At 36.0% G+C, this 17,727-nt stretch carries 16 protein-coding genes; 3 read left to right on the top strand and 13 right to left on the bottom strand.

Annotated elements, in window-relative coordinates:
- Positions 1 to 56: 56 nt before the first annotated feature.
- The 9 genes from purT to RTL21_RS10070 form a co-directional block, all read right to left on the bottom strand.
- Positions 57 to 1,238, bottom strand: a complete 1,182-nt coding sequence (gene purT, locus RTL21_RS10110; protein WP_312095755.1) for a formate-dependent phosphoribosylglycinamide formyltransferase — start codon at positions 1,236 to 1,238, stop codon at positions 57 to 59.
- A gap of 287 nt (positions 1,239 to 1,525) precedes the next feature.
- Positions 1,526 to 2,836, bottom strand: a complete 1,311-nt coding sequence (locus RTL21_RS10105; RefSeq protein ID WP_312095754.1) for an allantoinase — start codon at positions 2,834 to 2,836, stop codon at positions 1,526 to 1,528.
- 6 nt (positions 2,837 to 2,842) lie between these two features.
- A complete protein-coding gene (gene uraH / locus RTL21_RS10100) occupies positions 2,843 to 3,184 on the bottom strand; it encodes a hydroxyisourate hydrolase (protein ID WP_312095753.1) in 342 nt (113 codons plus the stop codon).
- 1 nt (position 3,185) lies between these two features.
- Positions 3,186 to 3,704, bottom strand: coding sequence for a 2-oxo-4-hydroxy-4-carboxy-5-ureidoimidazoline decarboxylase (gene uraD / locus RTL21_RS10095; protein ID WP_312095752.1), 519 nt, complete (start codon positions 3,702 to 3,704; stop codon positions 3,186 to 3,188).
- A 27-nt stretch (positions 3,705 to 3,731) separates the two neighbouring features.
- Positions 3,732 to 4,208 (bottom strand): (2Fe-2S)-binding protein, encoded by a 477-nt coding sequence (locus RTL21_RS10090; RefSeq protein ID WP_312095751.1) that lies wholly within the window; start codon positions 4,206 to 4,208, stop codon positions 3,732 to 3,734.
- A 10-nt stretch (positions 4,209 to 4,218) separates the two neighbouring features.
- Positions 4,219 to 6,498 (bottom strand): xanthine dehydrogenase subunit D, encoded by a 2,280-nt coding sequence (pucD, locus tag RTL21_RS10085; protein WP_312095750.1) that lies wholly within the window; start codon positions 6,496 to 6,498, stop codon positions 4,219 to 4,221.
- 13 nt (positions 6,499 to 6,511) lie between these two features.
- The gene (locus RTL21_RS10080) at positions 6,512 to 7,378 is read right to left on the bottom strand and encodes an FAD binding domain-containing protein (protein ID WP_312095749.1); all 867 of its coding nucleotides are present in this window, start codon (positions 7,376 to 7,378) and stop codon (positions 6,512 to 6,514) included.
- A gap of 1 nt (position 7,379) precedes the next feature.
- Positions 7,380 to 7,991, bottom strand: coding sequence for an NTP transferase domain-containing protein (locus RTL21_RS10075; protein ID WP_312095748.1), 612 nt, complete (start codon positions 7,989 to 7,991; stop codon positions 7,380 to 7,382).
- Positions 7,988 to 8,968 carry an XdhC family protein gene (locus tag RTL21_RS10070; protein ID WP_312095747.1) on the bottom strand — a complete coding sequence of 327 codons (981 nt, stop codon included), beginning with the start codon at positions 8,966 to 8,968 and terminating at the stop codon, positions 7,988 to 7,990. Before RTL21_RS10070 ends, RTL21_RS10075 begins: the two co-directional genes overlap by 4 nt.
- A gap of 375 nt (positions 8,969 to 9,343) precedes the next feature.
- Here RTL21_RS10070 and RTL21_RS10065 point away from each other — a divergent pair, with 375 nt between their 5' ends.
- Positions 9,344 to 9,538, top strand: coding sequence for a helix-turn-helix domain-containing protein (locus RTL21_RS10065; protein ID WP_312095746.1), 195 nt, complete (start codon positions 9,344 to 9,346; stop codon positions 9,536 to 9,538).
- Between the two features lie 151 nt (positions 9,539 to 9,689).
- Positions 9,690 to 10,433 carry a hypothetical protein gene (locus RTL21_RS10060; protein ID WP_312095745.1) on the top strand — a complete coding sequence of 248 codons (744 nt, stop codon included), beginning with the start codon at positions 9,690 to 9,692 and terminating at the stop codon, positions 10,431 to 10,433.
- Positions 10,434 to 10,578: 145 nt separating this feature from the next.
- On the opposite strand, the gene RTL21_RS10055 is transcribed toward RTL21_RS10060, so the two are convergent.
- The 3 genes from RTL21_RS10055 to RTL21_RS10045 form a co-directional block, all read right to left on the bottom strand.
- Positions 10,579 to 11,337 carry a 3D domain-containing protein gene (locus RTL21_RS10055; protein ID WP_312095744.1) on the bottom strand — a complete coding sequence of 253 codons (759 nt, stop codon included), beginning with the start codon at positions 11,335 to 11,337 and terminating at the stop codon, positions 10,579 to 10,581.
- 273 nt (positions 11,338 to 11,610) lie between these two features.
- Positions 11,611 to 13,746, bottom strand: coding sequence for a PAS domain S-box protein (locus RTL21_RS10050; protein WP_312095743.1), 2,136 nt, complete (start codon positions 13,744 to 13,746; stop codon positions 11,611 to 11,613).
- Between the two features lie 355 nt (positions 13,747 to 14,101).
- Positions 14,102 to 14,287 carry a cold-inducible protein YdjO-related protein gene (locus RTL21_RS10045; protein WP_031536551.1) on the bottom strand — a complete coding sequence of 62 codons (186 nt, stop codon included), beginning with the start codon at positions 14,285 to 14,287 and terminating at the stop codon, positions 14,102 to 14,104.
- Between the two features lie 367 nt (positions 14,288 to 14,654).
- On the opposite strand from RTL21_RS10045, the gene RTL21_RS10040 reads away from it, so the two are divergent.
- Positions 14,655 to 15,863, top strand: a complete 1,209-nt coding sequence (locus tag RTL21_RS10040; protein ID WP_312095742.1) for an alanyl-tRNA editing protein — start codon at positions 14,655 to 14,657, stop codon at positions 15,861 to 15,863.
- 62 nt (positions 15,864 to 15,925) lie between these two features.
- Here RTL21_RS10040 and RTL21_RS10035 read toward each other — a convergent pair.
- Positions 15,926 to 17,727, bottom strand: a 1,802-nt coding sequence (locus RTL21_RS10035; RefSeq protein WP_312095741.1) for a RecQ family ATP-dependent DNA helicase, incomplete at its 5' end; no start/stop codon positions are given.

The raw sequence follows: 17,727 nt of genomic DNA, 5'->3' as shown, positions 1-17,727 counted from the left end.
TGTCATACCCCTAATATGTTTATTTGCCGATCATAACTATTTAACAAAGTATAGATTTATTCACTATAAGAAATAGCAAGCGGGTCTGCTGCTTTTCTTACCCCATCTAATGCTAATTCAACTGTTTCATTCGTATGCAATACTACTGCCATTCTTCTTCCTTTTGTCGTTTTCGGTTTACCAAACACCCGAACCTGTGTGTTTTCAACCGATAACGCTTCATCAATACCAGTAATCAAGTATGTTTCACTTTCTTTTGTTGCTTTTAAAGTCTTGCTTGCACCAGGAGCATATAATTTTACACCTGTAACAGGATAGCCAAGAATCGCTCTCACATGTAAAGCAAATTCGGACAGGTCTTGGGTAATCATCGTAACCATCCCTGTATCATGGGGCCTTGGTGAAACTTCACTGAAAAACACACCATTTGCGGTTAAAAATAGTTCGACACCGAATAATCCATATCCACCTAAGCTATCTGTAATTTTCTTTGCGATTTCCTCTGCCTCCGCTAATTGTTCAGCGGACATATAATGAGGCTGCCATGATTCAATATAATCCCCATCTTTTTGTGTATGACCAATTGGAGGACAATAGGTAGTACCATTAACGGAACGGACTGTCAAAAGTGTTATTTCAGATTCAAATGCAACAAACTCTTCTACAATTACGCGTGTTTTCTTGCCTCTTCCTCCATCTACTGCTTCCGTCCAAGAGGATTCAATTTCTTCCACTCTGCAGCAAATACTCTGCCCTTTACCAGAGGAACTCATGACTGGTTTAATCACGCAAGGAAACCCAATATTATGTACTGCTTCTTCCAGTTCTTCTATATTGTTTGCAAAAGCATACTTTGCTGTAGGTATTTTTAGCGTCTCGCTTGCCAATCTTCTAATTCCTTCGCGGTCCATTGTTAAATAAGTAGCATTAGCGGTTGGAATTACCGTATAGCCGTCTTTTTCTAAATCTAATAGAGTACTAGTTGCAATTGCCTCAATTTCAGGAACAATATAATCTGGCTTTTCTTTTTCAATCAGCACCTTCAATTGTTCGCCATCAAGCATATCTATTGTATATGAGCGATGTGCAACTTGACTTGCTGGCGCATTGTCATAACGATCCACAGCAATCGTCTCTACTCCTAAACGCTGGGCTTCAATAATCACTTCTTTTCCTAATTCCCCAGAACCTAATAACATGATTTTTCTTGCTTGTGAAGTATTTGGAGTTCCTACCACGATGCCAATCCCCCTAAACAAAATAATTATCCCTTTATTCTGCATAATAACGTAAAATCATTGTCGATTCAAGCATTTTTTTCTTAATTTCCGAACATTTATTTATGTTACTTGTAAATAATTCGGATTTTGCTAAACTAATGTAATCGCTGTATTTTTTGACAAAAAGCATTTTTTTTAAGTAAAATGCAAAAAAAGCATCAGATTTTTTCCAATGCTTTTTTCCATGTTCATATTAATCTGTCCGATAGCAAAATAATCGCTTTGAAGTGAATGAATTACTATCCTCAAAAGGCAGAATATACAATTTCTCCTCTACTTATTGTTGTTTTTACTTTCCCCCGAAAGGTCTTTCCGATATAAGGGCTTATTTTATTTTTATAATATAAATCTTCCTTTTTTAGTGTAAACTTTTCATTTAAATTGACTATCGCGATATCTGCATCACTCCCTATCGAAACGCTTCCTTTATTTGGATATAACCCGAATCTTTTGGCTGGATTTGCACTTGTAATTTTTGCGAGTGAACTTAACGAAATCCCCCTTTGCCAATAACCCTCTTCAATTAACACAGAAAGAGTAGTCTGACAGCCAGAAATACCGCCCCATGCTTCTAGTAGATTTCCATTTTTCATCGAAGGTAAAGAAGGCGAATGATCAGACCCAATCACATCTATCTCTTCTTTTCTGATAGCTTCCCATAGATTATCAACTTCTTGTTTTGATCGTAAAGGTGGTGCGCATTTCGCCACAGCTCCTAATTCCTCTAAATCATCTACTGTTAAGGATAAATAGTGCGGACAAGTTTCCACACTTATATCAAGTCCTTTTCGTTTCGCTGTTAATATTGGCTCTAAGACCTGTGAGCTGCTTATATGAACAATATGCACTTTGCATTTGGTTGCTTCTGCGTATGCGAGAATGCGTTGAACTGCTTCTATTTCGGAGAAAATTGGTCTAGCATTCGAAAAAGCTAAAGCAGTATTATCACTTAGACTATTAATCTCCTCACTTAAAAACTCTGTAATCGTATCACTTTCTGCATGTACAGCTAAAATACTATGTAGGTCTGCGATTTTTTTCATTGCCTTTAGTAGAGTCCGATCATCTGCACTTTGAAAATCATCTATTCCACTATTGGACATAAACGCTTTAAAACCAATTACACCGCATTGTGCAAGCTTTTCTAGCTCGGCTATATTACCTGGCACAACTCCGCCCCATAAACGATAATCAATGATTGATTTCTCTGTGGCAATTGCATCTTTTTGATGAAAAGCTTGTTCTGTTGTTGTGGGTGGATGACTATTTAACGGCATATCAAAGAATAATGTAGCGCCGCCCGCAGCTAAACTTCGACTACCAGTCTCCAATCCTTCCCATTCACTTCTACCAGGTTCATTGAAATGCACATGGGAATCAATAATTCCTGGAAATAAATATAAGCCATCTGCATCGATGATTTGATTTGCTTGATTAGTCTTGATATGTATACCTATTTCTATTATTTTCCCGTCTTTTATCCCAACATCTGCTTTAGATAGCTTTTCTTCACTTACAATAATTCCATTTTTGATTACTAAATCGAATTCCCTCAAATTTATTCAACTCCCTCGATAGGTCTGATATCCCCAACCAGATAATAATAAAGGAATGTGATAATGCCTTTGTGTTTTGTCTGTAGAAAAACGGATTGGGATTATCGTCAAAAAATTATTTTTCACTTCTAATCTTTGAAAATACTCTTTTACGAAAAATACTAATTCATATTCCCCGTCTTCTACTTTTTCTAATAATATGGTATCGACTCTGCCATCTTCATTTGTGACTCCACTAGCTAGAAAGGCTCGACCTGAATCTGATATTTTCCATAACTCCACTTTAATTCCTGCACCAGGTTTTCCCTGTGTCAAATCCAATACGTGAGTTGTAATTCCTGTTTTCATACTATGCTCCTTGTCCTTTTGTTTCTAGTTTAACAATTTCATCTAATCGAAATTTTGAAATCGCGAATATTTGCGTTAACGCTGTTTGAAATTCTTGCTCTTGGGTTTGAGTTATTCTTCCCTTCATCGCTTTATAAATACTATCCTTTGTATGCCCCTTCACTGCAAGTATAAATGGAAACCCAAATTTTTCGGCATATGCTTTATTTAATGCCGCAAATTCGTAATATTCTTCCTCCGTAAGTTTATCTAGTCCAGCTCCTTTTTGCTCTTTAACCGAAGAATCGGTCATTTTTAACTTGCCGCCTAAATCAGGATGGGCGCGAATTAAATCCAATTGATCGCCAAGAGGCGCTTCTGTTACTGCCTGTACCATTAATTGATAGAGCACATGTAGACTGGGAAATGGTCGATAATCCCATGTCTTATTGGCAATCCACGGACTATGCTCAAAAACCCAGCCAATTTTTCCAATAAACTCCTGTCGATTCATCGCATTAATTTCTTCTATCGAATACATATCCTCATTCCTTCCGCTTTTGTTCGTTTATTTATTTGTTAAAAGGTCGACTGCTCGCAATATCCCTTCATAGCCTGTGCACCGACAAAGATTTCCGGATAATGCTGTTAAAACTTCCTCTTTTGAAGGTTGTTCCTTCTCATCTAGTAAGGATTTTAACGCAATAATCATACCAGGTGTACAATAACCGCATTGAAGAGCGCCAGCCTGTAAAAATGCCTCTTGAATTGGATGAAGTCTCTCTTCTGATAAGCTTTCAATCGTGAAAATTTCCGCATCTTCCATCTGATAAGCCATAATTAAACAGGAGTTTACTAGTTTGCCGTTCATGATGACCGAACACGCTCCACATCTTCCAACTTCACAAGCTACTTTCGTTCCAGTAAGGGATAAAGAATCACGAAGTATGTCAACAAGACGAAACGTTGGCGGGAGCATTAGCTCTATTTGTTGTCCGTTGACTTTAAAGCATGTTGTTTTTTCGATTATCTTCTTGGTATCCATCTCACGCCTCCTATCCGATTAAAATTCTCTCTTCTACAGCTTTCAATATTGTATCTGCTTGAACAGGCAACTTATTCAGCCAAATCCCTGTAGCATCATGGATGGCAGAAACGATGGCCGGTGCAACTGCAACGGTACCAATTTCTCCGACTCCCCTTGGTCCATATATATCACCACTAACTAGTTCTTCAATTGCAAAGACATTTGTTTCTTTAGGAATATCTAAAATGGTTGGGATGAGATAAGTATCCAAGTTTTCTGTCATATATCGACCATTTTCCATAACAGCGTCTTCCATCAGCGTAAAGCCTAATCCCATATTTGCTCCACCTTCAATCTGACCTAAATACCCCATTGGATTTACAACCTGCCCTGCAGAAATGACATGGTCCATTTTCATTACCGCTACTCTCCCTGTTAAGAGATCCACCTCCACTTCGGCCGCTACACCTGCAAATGTATATAAAAAATGTCCCCCATCAATTGAATGAGGAGTAGTCGGAAAATGATAACTAGTAGTAACAGTTAGCAGCTCATCACATGATATTGCTAATTCTTTATATGTTAATAAAAGCTGTGGTTCCTTATTCTCTTCTCTAAGCCAAATTCCCCTTTTGCCAAGAGAAAGGTTTTCTTTCGGTATGTTTATTAGTTTTTCTACTGCAGCAAACACTTTCTCACTAAAAGGATCTTTCAATTTATTTACACCTAGCCACACCATATTCGTCGCTCGAGATGCAGTTGATGAGCCTGAATGAGGTACTTTTGCGGTATCTCCGATTATTATTTCTACATCCTTTGAGTCACAGTTAAATGTTTCCGTCATAATCATATCAATGGTTGGGATTAATCCTTGCCCACATTCCTCAAAGCCGAAGGAAACCTCTAATTTCCCGTCGCTATTTAAGGATAAGCGTGCACCAGATGGATCTGGTCTGCCATAACCAAGTCCACCGCCATGCATAGTAATACTGTAACCTCGCCCTCTTATCTTCCAGTCATTTGAGGAAAAAGGATCATTCTTCCTTTGAAGAATAGGTGATTTTACGATTTCTGTAAGGACAGCATTTGCCCCATCTGTAGGAACAATCGGTTGATCTACTGGCCCAAGATCCGCAGTCTGCCGCAAGTTTTTTAGACGAAATTCTGTTGAATCTATTCCTACCTTTTCAGCCAACCGCTCGATTTGGGTTTCTAAGGCAAAGGTTATTTGATTTCCGCCAAATCCACGAAACTCACCAGCAACTCCGTTATTTGTATAAACTGAATATCCATGGACCTCTATATTTTTCATAAGGTATGGTCCCGCACTATGCTCTACAGCAAAATCTAAAACCGCGGGACCTAACGTTGCGTAAGCACCAGTATCTGCAATGATCTTTACTTGATGTGCAAGTAGTTTTCCTGCTTTATTCGTTCCTGTCTTCATATAAATTTTCATTGGATGTCTTTTTAAGCCCGCTTTTATCGAGGTTCTTCTTGATTGATGAATTTTAACAGGTCGCTTAGTTTTAAAGGCTAAGATGCTAATATATGGCTGGATATTCAATTCATCCTTCCCTCCAAATGAACCTCCAATCGGACTTGAAATAATGCGGATTTTTTCCGGAGAAATGGCTAGTATTCTAGAAAGCTGCAATTGATCCTTAAACCCATGCTGGGTTGGTGCATATACAGTAATTCCTCCATCCTCATCTGGAACAGCCACCCCACCCTCTGTTTCCATATACGCATGCATTTGCCTTGGTGTATAATACGTTTCTTCTACGATGATGGTACACTCGTTAAAAGCCTCTTCTATCGCCCTTTCTCCCTTCTTAAAAGCAGCCTGATGAAGGAGGTTGCCTTTTTCATGCAACTTAATTGCGGATTCCAACAAAGCCTCTTCCGGATCTGTTAATGGTTGTAATGGACTGTATTCTACTCTAATTAACGAGATTGCTTTTTGGGCAATTTCTTTTGTTTCAGCAGCTACAGCAGCAATAGCGTCCCCAACATATCTAACTTTATCTTCACAAAGTACAGGCTGATCCTGTATAACAATTCCAAAACCATTTAATCCTGGAACGTCTTTATATGTAATAACAGCAGCAACCCCTGGGAATGCCTCTGCTTCTTTTGTATCAATTGATTTAATTTCTGCATGTGGATGCTCGCTTCTTAGTACCGTTCCATAAAGCATTTTGGGGAAAGCCATATCGGTTAAATACTTCAGCTTACCTGTAACTTTAGGTTCACCGTCCCGGCGTATTTTCCATCGGGTGCCTGCGCTAGTTATATCAAGAACCATTTGACTACTCCTTTCATTTTGGATTTAGAGCTTCTTTTATATTTGCTATAAACAGGTTTGCTGCGACCTTTTTTCGGTATTCTGCTGTGACAAAGGGATCTGTATACGATGAAAAATCATCTTGTATTACTTCATATAAAAGTGGCCACTTGATATCTTCAACTGCTTTTTCGAGCTCATTTTCAGCACTAGTTAATCGACAAGGTAGATGTGCTCCTCCACCAATTGCAAGTCTTGCAGCTTGTATATGGTTTTCTTGAAACACTATATAGCCTGCAATAGAAATAATAGCTGCTGTAAAGCTTTCTCTTCTGCCTATTTTTCTAAAAAAAGAATAGTTTGGTAAATTCGTAGAAGCAATGGGAATGTATACACTTGTTAACAGCTCAGATGATGGCGGATTTGGCTTTGTCAGCCATTCCCGTAAAGAAATCATGTATTCTAATTCCCCGTTGTACAAGGATAGCTGGGCATCTAAAACTAATAGGGCCGGTATGGTATCGCCAATTTTACTGCAAATATTGCCACCTATTGTTCCCCGATTACGAACAGCAGGTGCAGCGATTTTTTCACAGGCTTCAGCGAGGATGGAGGCATTCTTGCGAACGATTGGACTATTCAAGCATTCTGCAATCGTCATACCTGCCCCGATTTTCAAGTTTAATTGCCCTTCCAAATAGACTGCTGAAATGCCTTTTAACTCCTGTAATTTGTCCGTGCTTATAAGGTGTTTAGGTTTTTCTACACCAGCTTCCCAATTAATTTGGAGAATCGTTCCACCGGAAATAATCATTGTATGTTGATTTTGCAGCTCGTTAACAGCAGATAAGGTGCTTGGTACCTCAACAGTGGTCGGATAAGCGTCGGCAGAAATTTTCATCTTATCTCCTCCTTTCTAGCGCTTTGACGTAATCATTTTTTGTATCAATATCGATAAAGTATATTTCTTCTGAAAATTCAATCTTTTCACCTTGCAAAATTCCTCTTTTTAATAGCTTTCTAGCTCCCTCATCCCCTAAAAGTTGACTTATTTTTTCATAAACATTGGGATGAAAAAGAATAGGGGGCATTATCACCCCATTATGCATGCTTGCCACGTATTCATCAGGTGGATGCAAGGGCGTTTTGACTAGTTTGCTAAGCATAGTTGCCGTAACAAAGGGTTGATCTGCTAAGCATATTAGGATTTTAGTTGCCTTTCTTTCCATTGCTGCTGCAAATCCTGCCTTTAAAGAATATGACTGGCCTTGATTTGCCTCCTCACATCTAATTACTTTGCCTTTCTTTCCATTTAACAAAGCTTTGTTTTCTTGTGAAATCCACCCTAAACAGTCAGACGGTTGAACAACGACTAGTACATAATCAATAAATGTTGCTGATAGTATTTCGGATAAAGCTACATTGCCAATGGTATCCTCACTAAGAGGCAGCGATAATTTATGTTCTCCCATCCTACTACTTTTTCCAGCAGCTAAATAAATAGCTGTAATCATAGACTTACCCTAGCTTCAGCATTTTTCTGATTTTTTATCTTGATTAATTCTGCTACAATACTAATTGCGATTTCTTCAGGGCTTTCTGAATGAATGGGCAAACCAGCTGGATAGTGGATCCAATCTGCTTCTGTTTTTCCAGCTAATAATCTTTCCGACCTCTTTTTGGATCCCAGAAGACCTAAGTACTTCACCTTTTTAGGAAGGAAGTAATCGACAATTTCTTGATCTTTCATAAAGCTGTGAGTCATCGTAATGACATAATCATTTTCTGTAGGATTTATTTCTTCCATTACTTCTTTTGGAGAACCTAGAACATATTCATTCGCATCTGGAATATATTCTTTTGAACAATACGCTTCTCGCCAATCAGATAAAGTAACATGAAAGCCTGCTTTACTTGCAAAATATACGACTGGCCTTGCATCAGGTCCTGCCCCGTATATAATTAATTTAGACTGGGGAGATATTTTCTGGGTGAACAAGACTATTTCACTGCTAAAATTTGTGTTAACAGGCAAATCATTTACATGATCCTCTGCAATATCTATTATTGTGTTTTCAACATGTTTACTAAATTTGTTAAATGCTTTAACAAGTTTTACACTTTTGCCATTTATTAAATCGATTTTCAATTTTTGAAAAACCATTCTTGTTTCCATCGTAATCGGCTCAACCATGATATAAATTTTCCCATCACAACCGACTCCTTGCCCCCAAGATAAATCGTCTTCTGAGCGTAAATCGTATTCCATAAGGAAGGGCTCCGCTTGCTCCTGCTGGTGAATTCTTGCAAGTAAATCCTGCTCGACACAGCCGCCGCTAAGCAAGCCTCTTTCCAAGCCTTTGTCAGAGATATACATCATCGTTCCTTCTTTACGATAGGCTGAACCTTCTACTTTCACAATTGTTGCTAAATAACCGGTATTCTTCTCGGTTATGACAGAATCAATAACAGAATAATGATCGGAAGACATCGACATTCCTCCAATAGTTAGAATTTATTCACCGCTCTTTGTTACTTTTTATCACATATCATGTTATTACATCATATTAATTGCTACATTTTTATATGTCATTGGACTAATTATATAATAAAATTACATCAATTTAGTTATTTCGAACAAATTTTCTAAATTATTAATCATTTTCATTTTTTCACCTTTAAATCATTCTTAACAATATATTTTACTAGCTTAATATATTTACATTTTTATCATTATCATCTATAATGCACGTATCTTGAATTAATACATTCTTCTTTTCGTCTTTCTTATTTATACTTTTTATTTAATTAAATGAGGTGGACTATGAATAAAGAAATCATTAAATTTATCAGAAAAAATTATGAAATGACACAAAGAGACTTTGCACGTGTTTTAAATTGTAGCTTTGCATTAATTGCCTTGGTGGAAGTCGGAAAACGAAGAGTTAGTAAAGATTTAGAAAATAAGATTAGGCAAACGTTTAATATTGACGATCAAGATATCGCATCCATTACTTCAATATTAACAGAAATAAGTAAAGGGATTCCTCCGTTTATGTAATTACAGGAGAAGAAAATAGAAAGTACTTACAGACCCAAGCTGTTTTGTTCAATGTAGATATTTCCTATTTTCTTCTCTTTCAAGATTATTTGCCTCTGCACCCTTTCACCTTCCTTAAAATAGGATAAAGAAGGATGAAAGGAGGAGTAAAATGCCCACAAATAAACATGTTGTACCGTCCTCTAAGGTTTATCTTCCAAAACTTCCTGCAGAAACATTAAATAACCAATCACGCTTTCAATACAATTATTTACAAGATTATTTATTAACTCAAAAACTTCAAAATGATTATTTAGCCAATTTAGTTGCGAAATTTCAGGAAGATTCAATCGAGAGGCAGGAGAAACATTTTAAGCAAATCAATGCAATTGATTCCAAATTGCAGCTTAATGACGCGGTTTCAAAGGATTTATTAACAAAGCTCGCTACATTAGATAAGGAAACATCAAAAATAGAGGGACAACTGGATTCCCTTGTTGCACTTTCAAAAGAACAAAAAGAAATAATGAGCGAAGAAGCACTTCGTCACACAGCCTTATTTGACCAATTGACATTTCAGGAGCAGGACATTTCCTTAATCGCAAAGAAAATGGATGAATTTAATGATCTTGCTGCTGAAATGAAAACAAAACTAGATGAAACAGGATCCAGCTATCATAATATCTCAGAAAAGTTAGATATCCAAGAGATATTTCACCAAACTATCCTTGAAAGTATGGAAGAGACGAATGGCAATGTGAATAAACTAAGTCGACAAATAGAGCATTTGAAAGAAATTCTCTTTGAAAGGGTTCATTATTTAGCTGAGAAAATAGAGAATAATATGAAGAGCATTACACAGCCAATCCAACGGTTCTTTCTTCATACTGAGAAGGATGAGACGATAAATAAATAATACTAACTTCCATTAGAGTGTTATGATTTTTTTCATGGCATGAATTGAGCAAAAGCCTCCAAAAAAAGGACTGTCCGAAAAAATTGGCCTTTCACTACTTATTAAGTGAAAGGCCATGATCTTTACGAACAATTTTTATTTTTACTTAGTCAAGAATTTTTACTGATACTTCTTTTCTTCCCCAGTTTAATGCCTCAGAATTTGTTGGTACATGAACATCGATTTTCTTCCCTTTGATCGCTCCGCCGGTGTCTCCAGCAATCGCTGTTCCATATCCGTCGACATATACTTTTGAACCAAGTGGGATTACATTAGGATCGACGGAAATAACCTTTTTATTAGGGTTATCTTTTAAATTAATACCTGTCGCTGTAATACCGGAACAACCTTCACAATCAGCAGTATACGCCGTAGCTGTTACTGTAATTTCTTTTGAAGCTGTTGTTTTTGGTTTCTCCGTTTTCACTGTATTTTCCGCTTTTACTGTTTTTTCAGCTTTTACAGCTTTATTTACTGTAGTTGTCTGCCTTTTACTGCTAGTTGTTGAACCATTATTTTTTGAAACAATCAATACGTCACCTTTATGTATTGTATCGCTCTTTAATTTATTCCAGCTTTTCAGTTGATCAACAGTTGTATCGTATTTTTGAGAAATTTTCCAAAGATTATCTCCTGTTTTAACTTTATACTTCTTCTCTTCTTTAATGGTTAGTGTCTCATTTACTTTAATGATATCACTATCTAAGTCATTCCATTTTTTTATATCATCAATACTTACATTTTTTTCTTGTGAAATGGACCAAAGGGTATCGCCTTTTTCTACTTTGATTTCTTCCGCACCTACAAACGGAGCAGCTGTTGTAAGTAATGATGCACAAGTTAGAATAGAAAAGATTTTTTTCATTTTTTTATACCTCCTAGAATAGCTCCAGTTGAGCTAACAGGTATAATCTTATCATGAAAAAGCCAAATAAAAAGAACAGGCAGTTGTTAATTCGATTACTTATATGACAATCCATTAACAAACAGAATACGAATCGTCAGAATAATCGAATAACAGTTGCCTGTTTCGGTTTAATTGGAAGTAGTTGTTAAAATTAGATTTTTCTTTGGTTTTCGCTATTAAATTAACCATTTCAATAATCTTATCAAGCTAGCTATATAGAATATCTTTCATTTATCGATCCACTGCTGGTAAAGTGATATGAAAGCTTGTTCCTTTATTTAGTTCGCTGTCTATATATACTTCGCCATTCAGATTTTCAATAATTTTAAAGCTGACCATTAACCCCAGTCCGTTTCCGTCTTTTTTGGTCGTGAAAAAGGGTTCTCCTAATTTCTTTAATTGCTCTTTTGACATCCCTATTCCAGTATCTTTAATGACAATACTAATGTTCTCATTCTCTTTTTTTACCGTAATATCAATAGATCCACCGTTTGGCATTGCTTCCACTGCATTTTTAATAAAATTCAAGAAAACCTGTTTTAATTTGTTTTCATCACATTCAACTAGAAGGTTTGGGTCTTCATAGGAGCGATGCAATTGGATTTTATTTTTCCGTAGCTGATAATCTAATATAGAAGCAACATTATCTATGATCGGAAGTAGTGGCTTTTTTTCTAACACAGAAACAGTTGGTTTGGAAAGAAGCATAAATTCTTCTACAATCGAGTTTACTCTTTCTATTTCGTCTAAAATAATATCAAAGTATTCCCGTCTATCCTTTTCCGTTTCCTCCATGCTTAAAAACTCAGCATAGCCTTTAATAGAAGTTAATGGGTTCCGAATTTCATGCGCAACTCCAGCTGCTAATTGACCAACAGCTGCCAATTTATCTTGTCGATGAAGAACTTCCTCCGTTCTTTTCTTTTCGGTGATATCATTTCTAATCGCCAAATATTGATACGGTTTATTGTTTTTATCTAAAAAAGGAACGATGGTCGTGTCCACCCAATAATACGTACCAGATTTGGTTTTATTTCGAATTTCGCCTTTCCAGATCTCTCCTTTTGCTATCGTTTGCCAAACGTTTCGGAAAAATTCTTTAGAATGATATCCCGAATTAACAATACGGTGTGTTTTGCCTATCAATTCTTCGCGACTATAGCCAGATATCTCACAAAATTTTGCATTAACGTTTGTGATTATCCCTCTTTTATCCGTAAAAGCGATTATGCTCGATTGCTCTAAAGCATATGTAATATCACTTACTTCGCGTACAGACTCTTCTAGTTGATGCTGTACGTTCTTTTGCTCGGTGATATCTCTTCTTATTGCAACATATTGATATGGGGCTCCCTCTTTATTTAAAAAGGGGACAATAACTGTATCCACCCAGTAAAGCGTGCCATCCTTTGCTTTATTAAGGATTTCCCCTTTCCAAATTTGTCCTTGCTTAATCGTTTTCCATAGCCCACGAAAAAATTCAGGTGAATGATGCCCTGAATTGACAATTCGATGATTTTGACCAAGTAATTCTTCGCGGCTATATTTTGATACTTCTATAAATTTGTCGTTTACATAGGTGATAATGCCATTATTATCCGTAAAAGCAACGATTGCAGACTCATCCAGTGCGTGCTGCATATCTCTGACATTAATTGCTCCAACATCTATTCGTTCCCCAATTAATGTACTCGTTCCAATTAATCCACCTAAAACTAATAAAGACACAAATAAAGCTATGTAAATGATAAAACTGCTTTCATATGAATCTCTTGCAATGGCAACTTCTGGCGCGCTAATATTGCTTAACAGAATAAAATGGCTAATCATACAAACACCTGTCATCAATAAACTGCACAATGGACGAATCCATTTTTTTAAGGAAGCTGCAACATTAACAGGATAAAAAGAAAGCCAAATCGAAATAAAAAAGCCGAAAAATAACAACATAAAACTTATTAATAATTGCGGGACTTGATAATACACCTTACTACCAATCGAATAAAAGCCAATGATGGAAACAGATAATAAAGATAGACTAAAAAAGAATGCCGATACGTAAATTCTTCTTTTCTTCTTTTCCTTATCTAATAACGCATAAAATGCCATTCCACTAAAACAGATACCAACTACCATCGATAAGATAGTAATAGGGATATTATAGTTTGCCGTAGCATAAACATTTGTAATCATCATGTCAATAAAACTTAATATCCAAAATCCAAACCCAATCGTAAATGTACTTGCTAAAAATAAAAACCTACTATTTTTCTCCCTGTTTTTCACTAGTTGAAATAAGTCAAAGGAAGAGTAGCATGCCATATAGACGATTAGGATGCTAATAAAAATCAAAATGGAGTTATACAACAAAAATCCTCCTAATCTATTCCAAAAAATAATACACCCCCAAAGCGGTGAGTATCGTTCACTTTAGGATTGCATTCTATTTGATTGTAAATCAAATAAAACAGATAAGAAAGTGTTTTTCTGCAAATCATTCACAAATTAGTCACATTAATTCCCCTAATTTATCTGTTTAATAAAAAGGTACTGGTTGTTTAAGGAGAGATGGAGAAATCGGAGTATATAGAGGAAGTGGGTCAAAGCTTAGTTATAGTTAATAGTCTATCACTAGAAAAACGCTGTTAGCCTAATATTAAACTTCAATCAATGGGAGTTCGTCCACACTAATTGAAGTTTAAGACAATCGCTCTTTTAACGATTAATTACTAATTTGGGGAAGCTCTCTCATTTCCACCGATGTTTGGTCTCCACATAATGGACAGAGGAGATCATCTGTAGCAAAATCCTTTCTCATCCAGCCATTACACGAATTACATGCATAAACTTCCATACTCATTAATACTTCTTCTGGTTTTTCTTCTGCACCTTTCCGGTTAAAAAACATCTAAGCGCCCCCTTTTTTATTTATTATTGCCAGTACAGCCAATATTTATGTGTAAGGAAGATTTTTTCTAGATTTCGCAGCGCTATTTCACGATTATTATCGATGCTTTTGCTTATAACAAGTTGGCTGAAATGTTTTCACTCCGAAATTACTCAAAATTAGCTGAATTTGAAAAATATCAGGCAATCCAACTCACTTATCAGCCAAACTTTGAGTATTTCAGCCAAACCTGCTTACTTATCAGCCAAACTTTAAATTTTTCAGCCAAACTATCCTCACCAATCATAATCCACCAATAAAAATATTCCCCCACCCACAACCACAAATTTCTATCCACTCTATTTTCAAAACTCATAACTATGGTAAAATGAGGGAAAACGTTATAAAGGAGCTACAAATGTCAACGAAATTGTATTATGCCACACCATATGAAACAAAATGGTCAACCAATATTGAAGATATTATAGAAATAGATAATCAAATTTTTGTCATTTTAGAAGAAACCGCCTTTTATCCAGAAGGTGGCGGTCAGCCTGCAGACACTGGAACAATTGGTGGCATCAGCGTATTAGATGTCCAGATTAAAGACAACAAAATCTATCATCTCGTTGAAAACAAACCAGCAAGTAAGTATGTTGATTGTGAATTAAATTGGAACAGAAGATTTGATCATATGCAGCAGCATACAGCTCAGCATCTTTTATCAGCTGTACTAGATGAGCTTTATCGTATTCCGACAGTGAGCTTTCATTTAGGAAAAGATTATACCACGATTGATGTGGATACACCCGAATTAACAAATGAGCAAATGGAGAAAATTGAACATATCTGTAATACATACATTATGAGGAATTTAGAAATTAAAACCTATTTTACGACCCATGAAGAAGTTAGCAAAATCCCATTAAGAAAACTACCTAAAGTAACGGGCGATATAAGAATTGTGGAGATTGATGGAATTGATTTTTCTGCATGTGCCGGTACACATGTACTAAGAACTGGCGAATTAAGCGTTTTTAAATTAATCAAGACGGAAAAACATCGTGGGCAGACGAGAGTATTTTTCCTTAGTGGCTGGAGAGCTATCTATGATTATCAAGCATCTCAATCGATATTAGATGATTTAAGCAACCATTTTAAAACAAATAAACAGCAACTATCGGATCGCGTAAACAAATTAGAATTAGAGAAGAAGGCTTTAAACCGTGAATTAGAAACGCTAAAATTAGAATATACTACGTTTCTCGCAGAACAAATTCTTGCTAGTCAAAATGAAATAGTTATCTGCGTCCCCTTTGAAGAGAAATCAATGAAAGACTTATCTAACCTAGCTAAATATATATTGCAAAAATCTAATCATATCATTCTATTTAGTTCAGAAATAGATAAAAAAGTACTTCTGCAGCATAATGGAGCTTATGCTGTTCATTGCGGCAATCTATTTAAAGAAATCATTCAATCTTTTGAAGGAAAAGGCGGCGGAAATGAACGATTAGCACAAGCAACCTTCCCTTCGATTCAGCAAGTCCAGGCATGCATGAGTAAATTAAAAGAAACTTTACTAAGCAGTTTATAATACAAAAAAAGTCATTGAGGAATGATTTACTTAAATCAATCCATCAATGACTTTTTTGTTTATCAATTTAAAATTTGCTGTTCGCGCTTTTCTAGCATAATGGCTGCTTTAATCATAAAATAAGTAATCCTATCTGGAAGTTCTTCTTTAATCGGTTTTAGTTTATCCATACCTACTTTTTGAAGGACATCAATAATCAGCGTTTGGTCTTCAGGCTTAAGAATTTCCGTCCAATCAAACTCTAAATCTTCTTCTCCACATCGAAGTAAATGATTTTCTATTGTTTGCACATTTAATTGTCTTTCTTTCGCTATTTCCTTCATGGATAAACCGTTTTTCCATAAATCTAACGTTAGTAAATGGGAATTTTCCACACTTTTCTTTGTTCGTTTTTCCCTTTTTGTGTCTGTCTCCACTCTATCACTTGTATCTAATTCAGATAAATCAGGCTGGTTATTTTTGAACTTTACGATATGTTCTATTATGATATCTCCATATTTTTGGAGTTTATGATCGCCAATTCCTTTTATTTCTCTAAATTCATCTTGCGTCACTGGCATTGTTATCGAGATATTCCGCAACGTTTGATCAGAAAAAACAACAAAAGGAGGAACATTTTCTGCCTCTGCCAACTGTTTTCGAATCGTTCTCAAATATTCAAATAAAGCGTTGTTTTCGGATACTTTCACCGTCACTGCCTGTTCTTTTCGTTCGACCGTTAAATTGCCTAAAAGAACTTCTTTCCCTTTATTTGATACTTTCAAAATGGGCATTGCACCTGAACTTACATCAATATATTGTTCGGAAATAAGAAATTCAATAAAATCACTAATTTCCTTTGCTGATTGCTCTTTCATAAGCCCATAGGTTTTTATTTGATCTAAATGGAAATCGATTAATTTTTTGTTTTTCGAACCAGTTAATACTTGCGCAATCATGGTTTTACCAAATCTTTCACCCATTCTAATCATGCAAGACAATACCTTTTGGGTATCTACTGTAACATCAATTACACTTCGTTCATCCGTGCAGTTAGAGCATTGGCCACACTTTTCCGTATGCTCTTCCCCAAAATAATTCAATATATATTCTTGCAGACAATCTTCCGTATGACAAAAATTAATCATCGATTGTAATTTTTCTATGTCTTGCTTTTGTTTATCTGGATCATTAATTGTCTGATCTATTAAAAAGCGCTGAATGCGAATATCCTGTGCGGAGTACAATAAAATACATTTACTTGGTAATCCGTCACGTCCAGCTCTCCCTGCTTCTTGATAATAGCCTTCCATATTTTTAGGAAGTTGATAATGAATGACATATCTAATATTACTTTTATCAATACCCATTCCAAAAGCATTCGTTGCAATCATAATCGACACATCATCTTTTATGAATGCTTGCTGCTCAGCTTCTCTTTGTAAATCACTCATTCCTCCATGATATTTCGAAACAGCATACCCTTTTTTCGACAGACGATCATAGAGCTTTTCAACCTCTTGTCTAGTCGCTGCATAAATAATGCCTGATTCGTCTTTATTTTTCTTTAGAAAGGATTCAAGAAACTTCCCTTTATCCTGGCCCTTTACAATAGAAAAGGATAAGTTCTCACGTGCAAAACCTGTCTTAACAGTATTTTCCCATGGAATATTTAATAAATGACAGATATCCTCATGGACTTTAGGTGTCGCAGTCGCTGTTAACGCTGCGACTAAGGGTGTTACAGATAATTTATTGATCATGTAGCCAATCTTTGCATAGCTTGGCCGAAAATCATGTCCCCATTGTGAAATACAATGAGCCTCATCTACCGCGATAAAGGAAATAGTAACTTCCTTTAAAATATCCATGAAATAATCTGCTT

The sequence above is a fragment of the Niallia sp. genome, assembly GCF_031978665.1.
In the GTDB taxonomy this organism is placed as follows: domain Bacteria; phylum Bacillota; class Bacilli; order Bacillales; family Cytobacillaceae; genus Niallia.
The sequence above is the reverse complement of the archived record's forward strand: the minus strand, read 5'-3'. Positions and strand labels throughout refer to the sequence as shown.